The 14,327-nt window shown below is 45.4% G+C and carries 14 protein-coding genes; 12 read left to right on the top strand and 2 right to left on the bottom strand.

Features of this window, described 5'->3' with window-relative positions; all coding sequences use genetic code 11:
* Positions 1 to 33 precede the first annotated feature (33 nt).
* From BCY86_RS06240 to BCY86_RS06215, 6 genes are all read left to right on the top strand, one after another.
* Positions 34 to 276, top strand: a complete 243-nt coding sequence (locus BCY86_RS06240) for a hypothetical protein (RefSeq protein WP_075276966.1) — start codon at positions 34 to 36, stop codon at positions 274 to 276.
* A 68-nt stretch (positions 277 to 344) separates the two neighbouring features.
* On the top strand, positions 345 to 950 hold the full coding sequence (locus tag BCY86_RS06235; RefSeq protein WP_156865115.1) for a hypothetical protein: 606 nt from the start codon (positions 345 to 347) through the stop codon (positions 948 to 950).
* 140 nt (positions 951 to 1,090) lie between these two features.
* Positions 1,091 to 2,512, top strand: a complete 1,422-nt coding sequence (locus tag BCY86_RS06230; protein WP_075276964.1) for an AgmX/PglI C-terminal domain-containing protein — start codon at positions 1,091 to 1,093, stop codon at positions 2,510 to 2,512.
* A gap of 46 nt (positions 2,513 to 2,558) precedes the next feature.
* Entirely contained in the window at positions 2,559 to 3,143 is a 585-nt protein-coding gene (locus tag BCY86_RS06225) for a hypothetical protein (RefSeq protein ID WP_156865114.1), read from the top strand.
* A 150-nt stretch (positions 3,144 to 3,293) separates the two neighbouring features.
* Positions 3,294 to 4,643 carry a hypothetical protein gene (locus BCY86_RS06220; protein ID WP_156865113.1) on the top strand — a complete coding sequence of 450 codons (1,350 nt, stop codon included), beginning with the start codon at positions 3,294 to 3,296 and terminating at the stop codon, positions 4,641 to 4,643.
* A 30-nt stretch (positions 4,644 to 4,673) separates the two neighbouring features.
* Complete coding sequence (locus tag BCY86_RS06215) at positions 4,674 to 5,276, top strand: polysaccharide biosynthesis/export family protein (protein WP_083604230.1); 603 nt, start codon at positions 4,674 to 4,676, stop codon at positions 5,274 to 5,276.
* Positions 5,277 to 5,329: 53 nt separating this feature from the next.
* Here BCY86_RS06215 and BCY86_RS06210 read toward each other — a convergent pair whose 3' ends face one another.
* Positions 5,330 to 6,430, bottom strand: a complete 1,101-nt coding sequence (locus BCY86_RS06210; protein ID WP_075276961.1) for an AI-2E family transporter — start codon at positions 6,428 to 6,430, stop codon at positions 5,330 to 5,332.
* Positions 6,431 to 6,626: 196 nt separating this feature from the next.
* On the opposite strand from BCY86_RS06210, the gene mazG reads away from it, so the two are divergent.
* The 5 genes from mazG (at position 6,627) to BCY86_RS06180 (ending at position 12,388) form a co-directional block, all read left to right on the top strand.
* Positions 6,627 to 7,490: a nucleoside triphosphate pyrophosphohydrolase gene (mazG, locus tag BCY86_RS06200; protein WP_083604229.1), complete on the top strand. Its 864-nt coding sequence runs from the start codon at positions 6,627 to 6,629 to the stop codon at positions 7,488 to 7,490.
* A gap of 146 nt (positions 7,491 to 7,636) precedes the next feature.
* On the top strand, positions 7,637 to 8,605 hold the full coding sequence (locus BCY86_RS06195; protein ID WP_075276959.1) for a prolipoprotein diacylglyceryl transferase: 969 nt from the start codon (positions 7,637 to 7,639) through the stop codon (positions 8,603 to 8,605).
* 49 nt (positions 8,606 to 8,654) lie between these two features.
* On the top strand, positions 8,655 to 9,590 hold the full coding sequence (locus BCY86_RS06190; RefSeq protein WP_075276958.1) for a diacylglycerol/lipid kinase family protein: 936 nt from the start codon (positions 8,655 to 8,657) through the stop codon (positions 9,588 to 9,590).
* A gap of 329 nt (positions 9,591 to 9,919) precedes the next feature.
* Positions 9,920 to 10,912 (top strand): RluA family pseudouridine synthase, encoded by a 993-nt coding sequence (locus BCY86_RS06185; RefSeq protein WP_075277620.1) that lies wholly within the window; start codon positions 9,920 to 9,922, stop codon positions 10,910 to 10,912.
* Between the two features lie 60 nt (positions 10,913 to 10,972).
* On the top strand, positions 10,973 to 12,388 hold the full coding sequence (locus BCY86_RS06180; protein ID WP_075276957.1) for an APC family permease: 1,416 nt from the start codon (positions 10,973 to 10,975) through the stop codon (positions 12,386 to 12,388).
* Here the strand turns inward: BCY86_RS06180 and BCY86_RS06175 are convergent.
* The gene (locus BCY86_RS06175) at positions 12,385 to 13,047 is read right to left on the bottom strand and encodes a hemerythrin domain-containing protein (RefSeq protein ID WP_075276956.1); all 663 of its coding nucleotides are present in this window, start codon (positions 13,045 to 13,047) and stop codon (positions 12,385 to 12,387) included. The two genes, BCY86_RS06180 and BCY86_RS06175, sit on opposite strands and share 4 nt — an antisense overlap.
* Before the next feature lie 225 nt (positions 13,048 to 13,272).
* Between BCY86_RS06175 and BCY86_RS06170 the strand changes: the two genes are divergently transcribed.
* A complete protein-coding gene (locus BCY86_RS06170; protein ID WP_075276955.1) occupies positions 13,273 to 14,292 on the top strand; it encodes a DNA polymerase III subunit in 1,020 nt (339 codons plus the stop codon).
* The last annotated feature ends 35 nt before the right edge of the window (positions 14,293 to 14,327 follow it).

The following is a 14,327-nucleotide window of genomic DNA, read 5'->3' as shown; positions in this document are numbered from 1 at the left end:
TGCAATCGTCAAGAAAATGAAAGCAAGAAGAAGATGAACAAGGCGTTAGGAATTGCAATTGCAGCAATGATTCTTTGGATGATTGGAGAGAAAAAAACATTTGCAGCTCCTGCAAAAGGGGTGATTACGTTGCGTGAAGTTACTATTGTAGCGCGCGTGCAAAAGCCTGTTGCCTCTCTGGACGTGAGCAAAATTCAGCCCAAGCTAACGCTTACTGAACTCAAGCAACCGTTTCTTTCTCAGATCGAGCAGGCCGTGTCTCAAGAGCCCTTTTGAATCCTTTTTATCTTGGTGGATGAATCCTAGAAGGGAATGTCCGTAATGCGGAATATAAAAGAAGTTCTATGGTAATACTTCTATGTAGTCTGATGATAGGTGTGTGTGTTTCTGCTAGTCTCTATCGACTCTTGATTGTGACCAAACCTACCTTGTTGGATCTGTCGTTGCTCTTTAAAAAATTGAAATCATGGGAAAATGATAAGAAGAGAAGACAAAAAATGATTCAAGCAATGGTATTGCATCTCTCTTCTTCCCCTTTCCATTGGGAAAGTGACTTTCTAAAACTGCTGCTCTCCAAGGAAGAGAATAAGCATGTCCTTATGGATGAGCAGGTGGCATCTTATTATTTTTTACTACATCGATGGGCTCATGTACCCCAGATATGTGCTCGTTTAGCAATGACAATAGGTTTTATGCTGGCGACTCTTGTTATGTGTCGCAACCTGATGGCAGTGCCATTTATCTCTTCCTTTGAAGGGGGAGAGGAGATGGTCATGCTTGATCGTTTTCTATCGGAGGCTATTACGCTGAGTATGCTTGGTCTAAGCGGTGCTTTTTTTTGCATAGCGGTACATTACCGTGCAAAAAGAATACTTAAGGAGCGGATTGAAGAGGCCAATCGATTGTTTGGATATTGTACCGCAGAAGACTTTTTCACTTCTCTCTTTTGAAGGGTTTTCTTTGAAGAAAGAAATAAAGTAGGAAAAATGTTAGTAGTCATGTAATATTTAAAAATTATCATTTGAATCGTTTTAATCTTTGAATTTATAAGGAGTTAACGAGGCCTAAGCTCTCGGAAAGGTAATAGACTATGTCTCAGGCACAGATGGGGCTAGCAGCTAATCCAACGGCTGGACGACCAGGGAAAATGACGGCTGTAATGCTTGCAGTTCCGCAGGCAATTGGTCCTAAAATTTTACGGGTTGGTGTGGTGCAAGAGGGGCACATTGTGGAAGAGCGGCTTGTTAAGCCAAGGGTGAATGTAACTATCGGGCCAAGTGAAAAAGCGATGTTCGTTGTTACCGATCAGCATTTACCTCCTCAGTTTAAACTTTTTGAGTTAATAGGAGGAGCATATCACCTCAATTTTCTAGAGGAGATGACAGGTCGAGTCGCTCTGCCGACAGGCATTACGGACATGACTGCATTGCGTACGCAAGCTCGACGTGTGGGGAATGGTTATCAGATTAAGCTCACAGATGACGCAAGGGGTAAGATTACAGTAGGTCGGACGACTTTCCTCTTTCAGTTCATCATTCAACCACCTGTTCAGCCGAGGCCTCAACTCCCACTTGCTGTGAAGGGGGGTCTTGGGAGTCAAATCGATTGGAATTTAACGACCATAGCGGCTTTCAGTTTCCTCATCCATTTTGGTTTGGTTGGAGGAATGTATTCTGACTGGATGGATCCAGTCGTGAATGAAGACATTGCAGTTAAGGGATTAATTGAATTGACTAAAAGTATCCCTCCTCCTCCTGTTGAGGAGAAGCCAGTGGCTTCAGAAACGCCAAAGCAAACCACAACGACAACGACACATGCTCCTGCTGCAAAAGCTTCGAGTGGGGGTGGACGTAGTGGTGGACGCAGTGGTCCTATTAGTGAGGCGCGTTCTGCAGCGCTTGCGGCACAGGCAGAAGCCATGCAGATGCAAATGCTCGCTGCATTTGGGGGGAGTTCTGCAGTTCAGGGGGCTCTCGATCGCAGTGATATACCTCCTGTCGATCTCAGTGGGGTGGCAGCCTCTCAAGCAGGGGTTAGCACCACTGGAAGCGGTGATCTAAAAATGGAAATAGCTGGAGGAGGACCTATTCAACCAGGCAGAGGAGGGGGACTTGGAGCGATCGGTGGCTCCACAAGTGCGCAAGGGAGTGGTGGCGCAGGCATGGGACGCGATGTGGGAGGACCCAAAGGAGAAGCCCGAATAGGTGCTTCATCAGCTTCTGCCCCTGTGGCAAATATGGAAGCCACGATTGCGCGTATTCGCCCAGGCTTTAAGATATGTTATCAGCAGGGCCTTAATGTAGACCCGAGCATGTCAGGGAAAGTTGTCTTTAATGTCAAAATCGGACCTAATGGGGAGGTGGAGTCCGTTACTGCAGCAAGCAATACTGGATTGTCGGACCAAGTGATCAAATGTTTGTCCCGTAAAATTAAGAATGCTCAATTTAACCCTCCAGGGGGAACAGGTTCAACCATTCAGTTCCCTGTTAGTTTCGTGCAGCAGGGGAAGTAACGTTGGTTTTCTCTTTTTGGTTGAAGAAAGGAGGGATAGAAGCGTGATGGAAGAAATACGAATGAAAAATGCATTATCCCTTATTATGGGGATGGGGCTGATTGCTGCAGAGGGATATGCTGGCGCTCAAAGCTTGGGCGCTCTCGACCAGATCCTTTCGGAGAAAAAACCAGCAGCTGTGGATGATGTCTCTCTTTCTGCCCAAGAACTTCTCAAAGATTCACAGCACTATGTAAGTGCGGTGGAAGCAAACCAGCAGAAAATTATTAAATTGCATTCCTCTGCTCAGCAAGATGTAATTCTCCAATTGTGTGTTGATGAACATCAAAAGCAACACACTATCTTGAAAAACCTGGTGGAGGAGCATTCAAGGCAGTTATCAGAGGCCTTTTCGCTTCAACAAAGTGAACGCTGTATACACGAATTCCGCACACTCAAGTCTTTTGCTGCAAACAGCCAGAACATTGTGGATACTGCAGCAGCTTGTCTTGGGGATGATTCAAAGCTTACTGGAGGAGCTTCCGAATTATACACGCAGGTGAATTTATCAACTGCTGGGTTGATGAGTGTTGAACCAACTGAACTCGCTCTTACTTTTATCCCTCCTGCGTCTGCCTCTCCAAGTATTTAAGTAAACAGCTGTGAATAGTTGCCAGTTGTGTGGACCATTCGTTATTGATAATAGGGCATTGTTTTGAAATTTGGCTTTCTTGGAATTAGCTGGCTGGTTATGACCAAGCATAAGCTGCAGCGAATTTTATTTGCTTTTGGGTGCTTGTTGGTGAACACAACGAGTGCTCAGGAATTTCTTCGCGATCGCAAGTATCAAGGAGGAATTGGAGTACAAGTGGGGGCCTTTGAGCTCCATCCTGGTCTAGCAGTAGAGGGAGGATATGATTCGAACTGGTTTCTCCGTTCTTCTAAGGAAGGGGCGGACATTGTGAATGGCGCTTCCCAAGCTCCTGTAGAGGGTGCAGGTATGCTTCGGGTGACTCCGTCTCTTTCATTTGGTACCCAGCAGGCTAGAAATCAAGAACAAGGGACTAATGCCTACCTCCCTTATGAATTTCGGACCATGGCCTCTGGATCGTACCTAGAGTTTATCGGTTCTTCTGACGTGCGATCTCAGCGCAACATGAACGCTAATTTCAATGGGGGATTTGATCTGTTCCGGGGCCGTCCATGGGGTGGAAGCTGTTCATTAAGCTATCGTCGCTACATCACACCCTCTTCTTTTGGTGATACAAGTGTTTCGTTCAATCGTGATACGCTAAATGGCAGGGTGGATGTAATTGCAACTCCAGGTGGAGGGACGCTGGAGTTGAGGGTGGGATATCAGTCAGATCTGGCTATATTTGAACAATTTTCAGGCAGGGATTACAATAACCTGTCTCAACAGCTGGTAACGCAAGGGCAATGGAAATTCCGTCCCCGCACCTCTCTGGTTTATGATGGGATGTTCGGTTATTCACGGTATATTGCAGATCGTAGCCAGCACTATTTATGGTTGCCTGATACGATCCCTATCCGCACGCGCTTAGGAGTGATGGGCCTCCTGACTCATTCTCTCGGAATTTATGCAGTAGCTGGATATGGGGCGATGCTCTCTACCGCCAATGAGAATAAGAAGACTTCTTTAGCCCCTCAGTTTGACAGTGTGATTGGTACGCTTGAACTGATGTACTTTTGGCTCACATCACCTTCTCCTGATTATGTTCTTTCTTTTATCCGTTCGGGTGCTTCGGAATCGGCAGTAGGTTTGGGGTACAATCGAGATTTTCAAAATAGCTATGTAGGCACGGGATTTTATGGGGTAGATCGCGTTTACGCTCGTCTCAATTATTTTTTTAAAGGGAGATTTTTGATCTCAGCACAAGCTGGAGTTGCTGCTATCCGCTATCCTATGTTTTTGGCAGACGATGGTTCATTCCTTCATGATCCTTCGACGGATATCCGATTGGATGGCACTTTATTTGGTGAATACCGGTTTTCGAATGCTTTTGGTCTTATCGGAACGCTTAAACACTCCTATAATTCTAGCCAGGTACAACTGGAATGGGGTAATGGTAGACGGTTCGATTTTAACTGGAATCGATTTGAAGCTTTTGCTGGAGTCCGTTGGGTTATGTAAGGGGTGTTTGAGGAGACCCGTTTTATCTAGATGAATAAGAGAGCTATTGTGCAGGCCTTTTTAATGGTTGCGATTGTATTTCCAATAGGGTGTTCAAGTGCGCGATATGGTCACCTTAAGAATCTGCCATCTCCTCTGTCTAGTACAGTGGTAGGGCCTGGAGATGTCTTCACAATTAATGTTGTGGGGGAGAAAGATCTTCCCCTTGAGTACCGCGTACAGCCTGATGGAACGATTGATTTCCCTTATATAGGGAGGTTGTTGGTTTCTGGTTTGCAACCTCAGGAGATCGTGGATCTGATTAAAGAGAAGTTAAAAGAGAATAAGATCCTCACGTCCCCACAAGTATCTTTGTTCGTCAAACAATATAATTCTAAACGGGTGAGTGTGATTGGGCAAGTGGTACGTCCTGGAAATATCCCTTGGATAGAAGGGATGAAGATAGTCGATGCACTCTCCCAAGCGGGTTGGTTTACTCCCCTAGCGGATAGTAGTCGTGTGATCATCACCCGCTTAACAGAGAAAGGAACTGTGACGGTGGTCATCAGTGTTGATGCAATCACTGATGGGGCTCAGACCGACATTCCTCTTCAGGCTGGAGATACTATTAAGGTCATTGCAAGACCTTTTTAACCAAGATCACTTAACGACGTCTAGAAATCTCAAAAAGAACCTTTTGAGTGAGTTTAAAGAGGGGGGAGCGTGGATGAATATTTTGGGCCTTGGTACAGTGAGGAGCGCCAGTAAACATCCAACCCACGTTTTAATAGGATTTTGGAGATAGCTCCAAAAGGTACGGCAAAGAGCACGCCAGTAAACCCAAAAAGAGAAGCCATGACGACAGTGGTTAGGAGCACTTCGACAGGCGTTAAGCCAATGGAACTCGCTACAATGCGTGGTGTGATCACCAGAGCATCTGCTACTTGGATCAAAAGCATGGTGAGGATAGCTCCTACGATGTGTTCAGGGCCCTGCCAATCCAGTAAAGTTACGGTTAAAGTGAGAGAGACACCGAGTCCAAATCCGAAATAAGGGATGAACGCGAGGAATCCTGTTATCATTCCGATTGGAATGGCGAGTCGGACGTCGAGTATCCACAGTCCTAAAGAGTAAAGCGCTGCTAGAACGACATTGGCTCTCAGTTGTCCTCGTAGATACTCCCCTAAGGAGTCGTGAATCTCCATGGCGGTGGATGTGACCGTCGAACTCCATGGTCTTGGAACGAGGAGAGCAGCACATGTGATCAGTCGATTAAAATCAATTAAAAAATAGATAGAAAATAGAAAAATTAACAGTAGACTACAAGCGATGCGCACGTAACTGAGCGTTCCAAACAAGATAATCCCAAGCGCATTGAACAAAGTGGGTAAAGGGGTTTGTATTTTGCTAATCCACGCTCGGTTGAGTTCATTGATGGAATGAGGAGTCTTCATTTTGAAGAATTTCCACAACCACGGTTCGATTTTCATTTGTGCCTTTACCAGTTGCTGGGGGAATTCAATGGCTGAGTCGTAGAGTTCATCAATCAAGAGTGGGATGGAATACATCAATGTACTGATGAAAAGCAGAGCGATCCCAAGCATGGTGATGATGGAAGCGAGAGGGCGCGAGAAGCCTATACGCTCGAGTCGTGATGCAAAAGGGTGAAGGGCGTAGGCTAAGAAAAAAGAGAAAAACAGGGAGAAGAGCACTTCTCTTAGCGTGTAGGCTAGGAGCAATGTTCCAGCTACAAGGGCAGTTGCTAAGCTCCGTTGCAGTGATGAAGTGAAAGCAGAGGGATAATCCATCGATGGAGAAAGGGAATTTTGCAATTTGTAGGGTTAAAAGGAAAAACAAGCACCTGTCTTTTATCATACCTTCATGCGCTTGGATAATCATTCGCTCATGGAAAGCGAGGGTTTTCATTAAGCAAGGCTATGAAAAGTGGGGGATTATTCTACGAAGTCTTAGAGAAAACGAAAACTCATGATATAGGCTTCTCGTATGTATGCTTCTGTGTCCAACCATCCAAGTGAGACTAAAACGGACGGGTCCACAATAGAACAAGAAAATGGGGTTGATTCTTTAACTCGCCTTCTTGAAACTGTGCGGCGGCTGTTAGGACCAGATGGTTGTGCGTGGGATCGAGAGCAGACGCCGCAATCTCTTCGACCATTTTTATTAGAAGAGGTATATGAGGTAATCGATGCTATCGATGCTGGAGACGTTGATGCTCTCCGTGAAGAATTAGGGGATTTATTCCTTCATATTATTTTTCAGGTTGAACTGACTGCTAAGGAGCATCCATTCACTCTGAGAGAGGTGATCGATGGGCTTATCGATAAGCTGATTCGTAGACATCCTCATGTATTTCATCAAGCGCGTGCCATTGAAAGCGCAGAAGCGCTTTCCCAGTGGGAAGCAATCAAGATGCGCGAAAAGCCTGAACGTCATCGATTGGATAGAATACCTCGTACCTTTCCTGCGTTGGTTCGATCCCATAAGATAGTGGAAATCGTAGCACGACTTGGTTTTGACTGGAGTCATTGGAAGGACGCCTATCATAAAGTGATGGAGGAATTTCAAGAGCTGCAAGAGGCTATACAGTACCAGAATCAAGAAGCTATAGAGGAAGAAATGGGGGATCTTTTATTTTCTCTCGTCCATCTCTGTCGAGCGCTCTCTCTCAATGCAGAAAGCGTGTTGCAACGTTCCAATCACAAATTTATTTCCAGGTTTAAGAAGATGGAGATGTTTATACAAAAAGAACATGGACAAGAAAGAGGAACGCTCGATCCGTCATCTCCTCGCCCTATTGAATTCTTTGAGAAATATTGGAATCAAGTTAAAAGCAGCGAAAAAGAATGACAATTCTTATCTTGTTAGATGCTTGAACACGCATTGAAGTTGATTCGAATTCGCTGCAGTCGGTTCTCCAATTGTACAGGTTTGGTTTTAAATGATTCTTCTCTAGTACTGATTAGGTCTATCCAATGATTAAATAAAGGTCTTCTATGTTATTCCCTTTTATTTATGTTCATGATCTGAAAATAGGGTGGTTTACTATTCATCCCTTCGGTCTCCTTGTTGCCATAGGAGTTATGGTGGGCAGTTGGCTTGCTACAGAGCGTGCCCGTCGATTGGGGTATGATCTTGAAAAACTGAACTCATTTATCACTTGGATCCTTGTGTTTGGATTTACTGGAAGCCATATTTTAGATGAGATTTTTTATCACCCTGATCAAATTCGAGATCGCCCTTGGTCTTTGCTTTTTTTGTGGGAGGGGATCAGCTCCTTTGGAGGATTTATAGGCGCTATTGCGGGGAGTTTTTTGTGGAAGTTTTTTGAATGGAAGGAGAAGTATCCAAACTCCTTCCTTCCAGTGGGGTGGATTCAGCGCCGTCCTACACCTCTTTCTCTTCTTCCATTCCTTGATGTGATTCTTTCTGTTTTTCCAGTCGCTTGGATCTTTGGCAGGATGGGCTGTACAGTAGCCCATGATCATCCTGGTATTCCTGCTTCTACGGATTCCTTTTTTGCAGTTGCGTATCCGCTGCGTTATCCTTCCATGAGGATACCCGATTCGATACCTCACGCGAGCTTCGGACCAATCGAATGGATGTATGGACAATATCCCAGGTATGATCTAGGGATGCTAGAGCTCATGCTGACCATCGTTTTGGCTGTGCTCTTCGCGCTTACGTGGAAGAGGAAGGTGCCCATGGGGAGTTATGTTATTGTGAGTGCTCTTGTTTATGCTCCTGTTCGTTTCTTGATGGATTTTCTTCGAATTGCTGAAGGGGAAGATGCAGATCCTCGTTATTTATCCTTAACGTTTGCTCAATGGAGTTGTGTCGCCCTCTTTTTGTACGGGATGATAGCTATTCCTTATTTCCGTCAACTTCGTTTACGTCAGTCTTCCCTACTCGAGGGGATTATGGATTCTCAGGTGATTTCCAAAGATTCATGGGTGGCTACTTGAATGTGAGAGACCTTGGACGGGTGTTGCGTGTGACGAGAGGGATCTGCAGATGAGTCATGTTTGTGTTGTGATTAACCCAGAGGCGGGTCATCGAGCAGGCATCAAGAAGGTTGAATCTATTCGTCGGATATTAAGTGAATGGGGAGTATCGTGTGATATCCAATTAACTGAGCGCAAAGAGCATGCCAAAGAACTGGTGACTCTTGCTTTACAGGAGAAAGTAGATATTCTTGCATTGGCAGGCGGAGATGGAACTTTAAATGAAGCTATCCAGGCTTACGTGGATGCCCAAGGCGAGTTCCAACAGGGGCCTCCCCTTGCTTTGATTCCAATAGGCACAGGCAATGATTTCTGTAAAACCATAGGCATCCCTAAAGACTTGCGCACTGCGTTGGTGCGTCTCAAGTATCCCCTTTTTAGATGGATTGATGTGGGTTTACTCACTTATGCAAATTTTGACCAAACGACATCGCATCGCGCGTTTTTGAATATGGCTAGCTTTGGTATAGGTGGCCACGTGGATCGTATGGTGAAGCAAAGCAGTAAGTGGTTGGGTGGAAGACTCTCTTTTTTTGCTGCTACTCTTCACGCGTTGATGGATGATGAGAATGCTTCTGTTCGAGTGAAAGTGGATGGTCGGCAATGGTTACACGGACCTGTTTTAAATGTGGCTATAGCGAATGGTCGTTTCTTTGGAGGGGGAATGATGATTGCTCCTCAGGCTGATCCAGCGGATGGGTGCTTTGATGTCGTTGCATTAAAGGACATTTCGCGATGGAAAGCGTTAGTCTTAACCCCTCGGGTGTATCGAGGAACTCACCTGCATCGGCGGGCAAGTATCCCTGAAGTTGAATGGATTCGTGGTTCAGAAGTGGAGGTAGAAGTGGAGGGATCTTCTGTGCTCATGGACGTCGACGGTGAATTGATCGGACGGCTTCCGTTGCGCGCTAAGGTGATCAAAAGAGCCATCCAGATATGTATATAGAAGGTAGCATGGGTGTCAACAGGAGTAGCTAATGGCCGTAATCGAAATGGAAGAGGCAGCGTGTCGCCTTACATCTGCGTTTGTCAGCGATCTGGTTCTGTACCACGAAGAGAAAATTAACCGGGAGATCATCTAAGATAATTTATTTAATATCCTGGTGGGTGAAATAGAAGAAGGGTGTGCTCTTTACCATCGGCGTTTCTTCATGTCTCTGCACGGTCGCAATTTTTATGGTTGAGAGCTCGTTGATATCCTGATTAAGTGGAGATCTCATATCCCTTCTCGATTATAGTAATAGACTCTTAGAAGATGAGACTCCATTGGATGGTGTGTTAAAAGAACCATTTTTATGTCTGGTCCCTGAGGAAGCGGTGGGGGTGAGATTGGATTGCTTTTTGGTTGCTGCTCTTCAAGGTGCAGGGAAGCCTATCTCTCGTTCTACAGTACAACATTGGATTAAAGAAGGATCCGTTTTGATCGATGGAGGGACTGCTTATCCTTCCAGCAAAGTCAAGCGAGGGATGTCTATTGTTTTGAATCCAGCCCCTCCTTTGCTATCTCAGACAGTTCCCGAGCAAGGGATCCAATTTGACATTGTGTATCAAGATGAGCAGGTTTTGGTGATCAATAAACCAGCGGGTCTTGTTGTACATCCCGCGCGTGGTTGTTTTACGGGCACATTGGTTCAAGGGCTTCTTGCAGGTGGTTTTTTCCCTTCTCCTTTCCTTGAGGAACATCAGCATATGTCTTTTTTGGAGGGACTTCGCCCTGGTATTGTTCATCGGTTGGATCGGGGAACAAGCGGACTCCTTGTAATCGCCCGAACTGCAGCTGCTCGCGAACACTTAAAAAAACAGTTCTCTGAACGAACGATCGAGCGACGTTATCAAGCCATTTGTGTCGGACAGGTACTTCTTAAGAGCATCGCTACCTGCTATGGTCGACATCCTGTTCATAGATTGAAGTTTACGGGTAGACTCCAAAGTGGAAAGCGAGCGGTTACACACATTATCCAACGAGAGGAACTCTGTGAGGGAAGAGCTACCTACATTACCTGTAAATTAGAAACGGGTAGAACACATCAAATTAGAGTCCATCTCTCGGAAGCGGGAACCCCTATTCTAGGAGATGCGCTGTACGGCCGAACGTATTCTTATCCACTTCTTGTGGCATTGGGAGAACAACTTGGGCATCAAGCTCTCCATGCGGGTACCCTTGGATTTGTTCATCCCAGTACAGGTCAGTCTATGCATTTTGAAGTAGCCCTCCCCTCAGATTTTTTTGATGCTCTTACGCAACTGAGGCTTGAAGCGCATCCATAATGGAGTAAGAACTACTTTAGATTAAGAAATAGATCTTGGACCTGTACTTTAAAGAATTTTATGTCAGCAGACATTCGCCCTGTTAATAAAGGACTTAGCCTCTTTTCTCTTGTGATGATGAACGTGGTCACCGTTGCGAGCCTGCGGGCCTTGACAGCGAGTGCGGAATACGGGTTTTCTCTCCTATTTTTCTATGGTGTGGGGGCAATTTTCTTTTTTATTCCAAGCGCCTTGGTGTCTGCAGAACTGGCAACAGGCTGGCCTTCTCTTGGAGGGTCCTATGTGTGGGTTCGAGAAGCATTTGGATCGCGCTGTGGATTCGTTTCCGCATGGATTCAATGGATTTGTACAATTGTCTGGTACCCCGTCGCACTTACTTTTATTTCTGCGATGATCGCGCACTTCATTGGTCCTGAGCTGGCAGAGAGTAAATATTATGTTTTTACTTGTGTCTTGGTCTTATTCTGGGGGGCTACCTTACTTAATTGTTTTGGGATCGAGATTTCTTCTTGGGTCAGCACCATGGGGGCCCTGTTTGGTACGATTTTTCCCATGATTGTGATCATGGTGCTCGGACTTTGGTGGATGTGTACGGGTCATCCCCGTCATATTGAAATCTCCTACCACCACCTTTTCCCTCAAAATTATTCTCTGCATTATTTATCGTATGCATTGGCGATTATATTCGGATTAATAGGGATGGAGGTTTCTGCTGTTCATGCGTGCGATGTAGTCCGTCCGGAACACAATTACCCTAAGGCACAGTTGTATTCCGCTTTGATTATTCTGTTTACGTTGGTGTTTTCCTCTCTTTCTGTGGGGATTGTTGTCCCTCCTGATCAGTTGAGCCTTGTGTCGGGGATCGGCCAAGCCCTTGCTATTTTTGGAGATGCTTATGGGATGCACTGGCTTGCCTATCTCACGCTTGGGTTGATTGTGATCGGTGCACTTGCAGGCCTATCGACGTGGCTGATTGGGCCAACCCGCGGATTGCTTGCGGCAGGACAAGACCACTTCTTGCCCTCTCTCTTTCATTATGTAAATAAAAAGGATGCTCCTGTGGGTCTTCTCCTCGTTCAGGCTGTCATCGTGAGCATATTAACCCTTTTATTTTTACTGATGCCTGCAGTGAATGGCTCGTACTGGGTGCTTACTGCGCTGGCGTCTCAATTGAATCTCTTATTTTACATTATTTTTTTTGCAGCTGCGATTCGATTGCGGTACAAGCATGCCCATCGCCCTCGCGCATATAAAATACCGGGTGGAAAGACAGGGATATGGCTTGTGGGGATCAGTGGAATTGTGATATGTACGCTAGCGATTTTGCTTGGATTTTTGCCTCCAAGCGATATGCAAGTAGGAAATCTTTTTGTCTATGAAAGTATTCTCTTCGGTGGAATATTGTTTTTTTGTGTTCTCCCCCTTTTCTTTCTGCATGGGAAAGTGGAAGGAGTGCAAGAGAGAACGCTGGTTTAATGAGCCATTAGTGTTGAGCATTCAGCCTTGGCCAATACCTGGTTGGCTGCTTTATAAGCGGCCTGCAACAGTATCGGATTGCATTTCATTTCTCTGAAAAAAGATTGTCTTTCGTGTGGTGTGATGGCTGGTAACATGGTTGCTACTTCGTCCAACAGATGCTGTACAGGAATCGCTTGCAGAATATTTCCCATGACTTGTAGGAGTTGTTGCTCATCGTAAAGATCCCATAAGGCACTCATCACTTTGTCCTCTTCACGATTTAAATGCTTGAGATAGTCGCTGATCCAAAGATTGAGATTGCGATAAAAGAGAAGTCCATGTCGTTTGCGAGTCTCTCCATCCATGGCAGCGGAGAGAAGATAATTCAATTCGCTTTCTACCTTGAGAAGCATCTTTTGATGTCTACGATGCTCTTGATCCGTAGATTGCAGTAGTTCAATGAGATGTTGATGGATCAGGAGGGGATGAATATACGTATCTTCGTTTGCTTCATGATTTTCTAAAAACTGAATTAATAAGTGAAACTTGGGCTGAATCGTTCGAACTACAGTGCGATTCGAAAAATCGATCGAGCCTACGAATGCCGTGAATTGGAAAAGCCGATTGCGGATGCCTTTATGAAGCATGGTGTAGAGATCAATTCGATTTGTTTGCATACCTTGCTCCCTAATTTAATATCAAATGTATTCTAATGTTCAGTATTTTTTTGTCAATCACTTATCAATCCAAACCAGCATGTGACCATCGATGGCGAAAGAGCAGGTACGCTTTTACTTTTAAAAGCTTGTAGTCTGTTTCTTTGTTTGAACAGTGGCGGAGTGCATGCGATCAATTAGTTTCGTTGTCTTTCTCTTAGAAATAGAATACACTCCCTTTAAGTTGTGTCCCCCTCACTTCTTTCTGATATTGTTGGGCATCGTGTTCCGCTGCGTATCTTGCAGCGTGCTTTAGAGCTCAATCGCATCTTCCCGGCTTATCTGTTTGAAGGACAAGATGGGATAGGGAAGGAGCTTGTGGCCTTTGCTTTTGCTCAAGCGCTGCTCTGTGAATCCAGAGGAATACACGAACAGAGCAATGGCACTGCATGTGGAATTTGTTCAGCATGTGCGCGCGTTCGCTTACGTGAAGGGGTCCCTCTTCATCCTGACCTGGTATTGCTCGAGCGGGGACTGTATGACCCCGCTCAGATCGGTCGCCGTACCCCCGAAGCCAAGCTCATTTCTATTGAGCAAATCCATTCTGTTGTCCATTCTCGTCTCCCTTTCCCTCCTTATGAAGGGCAGGCTAGGGTGTTTATCATTCGGCGTGCGGATGAATTGAGCGTATCTGCTGCGAATGCGCTGCTCAAAGTTCTCGAGGAACCCCCGCTTCGCACCTGTTTTATTTTACTCAGCACAAAGGCTCACTCTCTTCTCCCTACGATTCGCTCTCGCATGCAACGAATTCCATTTGGAGTTCTCTCTATTGCTGAAATCTCGCAAATCCTGCAACGTAGGGATGTTAATGCGGAACAAGCGGATCGCATTGCTTCTCTGGCAGATGGAGATGCTGCACATGCTTGGATGATTTACAAGAATGAGCTCATGGCGGAGCAAGAGCATTTTGTCTCAAAAGTTTTTGAGGCAATGCAGTCTTCTTCTCCTCTTGAGATATTGATTCTTGCAGATACGGCGAAGAAGGATAAAACAAATTTGCCTCTTTTATTGCGAGTACTTGCTCTTGTTTTGGCACGAAGGGAACGTGAAGGAATACTCAAATCATGTTTTGCTGTGGGGACTTACGCAACCCTCTATGAGAGAGTCTTGAAGGCTCTTAATCAAATTCAGATGAACGCTTCTCCTCAGCTTGTTATGGAGACCTTGTTAATTCAGATGCAGCATGAGTGGTCAAAAAAGAACTGAGTCTACGTTTCATTGGTATTCCCTTTGGTGTATCT

The sequence above is a fragment of the Pajaroellobacter abortibovis genome (genome assembly GCF_001931505.1).
Classification (GTDB): Bacteria; Myxococcota_A; Polyangia; order Polyangiales; family Polyangiaceae; genus Pajaroellobacter; species Pajaroellobacter abortibovis.
The sequence above is the reverse complement of the archived record's forward strand: the minus strand, read 5'-3'. Positions and strand labels throughout refer to the sequence as shown.

Bases quoted from the DNA above. Each gene is read 5' to 3' on its own strand.
- BCY86_RS06240 (WP_075276966.1), top strand. From the start codon at position 34: ATGAACAAGGCGTTAGGAATTGCAATTGCAGCAATGATTCTTTGGATG.
- BCY86_RS06235 (WP_156865115.1), top strand. From the start codon at position 345: ATGGTAATACTTCTATGTAGTCTGATGATAGGTGTGTGTGTTTCTGCT.
- BCY86_RS06230 (WP_075276964.1), top strand. From the start codon at position 1,091: ATGTCTCAGGCACAGATGGGGCTAGCAGCTAATCCAACGGCTGGACGA.
- BCY86_RS06225 (WP_156865114.1), top strand. From the start codon at position 2,559: ATGGAAGAAATACGAATGAAAAATGCATTATCCCTTATTATGGGGATG.
- BCY86_RS06215 (WP_083604230.1), top strand. From the start codon at position 4,674: ATGAATAAGAGAGCTATTGTGCAGGCCTTTTTAATGGTTGCGATTGTA.
- BCY86_RS06210 (WP_075276961.1), bottom strand. From the start codon at position 6,430: ATGGATTATCCCTCTGCTTTCACTTCATCACTGCAACGGAGCTTAGCA.
- mazG (WP_083604229.1), top strand. From the start codon at position 6,627: ATGTATGCTTCTGTGTCCAACCATCCAAGTGAGACTAAAACGGACGGG.
- BCY86_RS06195 (WP_075276959.1), top strand. From the start codon at position 7,637: ATGTTATTCCCTTTTATTTATGTTCATGATCTGAAAATAGGGTGGTTT.
- BCY86_RS06190 (WP_075276958.1), top strand. From the start codon at position 8,655: ATGAGTCATGTTTGTGTTGTGATTAACCCAGAGGCGGGTCATCGAGCA.
- BCY86_RS06180 (WP_075276957.1), top strand. From the start codon at position 10,973: ATGTCAGCAGACATTCGCCCTGTTAATAAAGGACTTAGCCTCTTTTCT.
- BCY86_RS06175 (WP_075276956.1), bottom strand. From the start codon at position 13,047: ATGCAAACAAATCGAATTGATCTCTACACCATGCTTCATAAAGGCATC.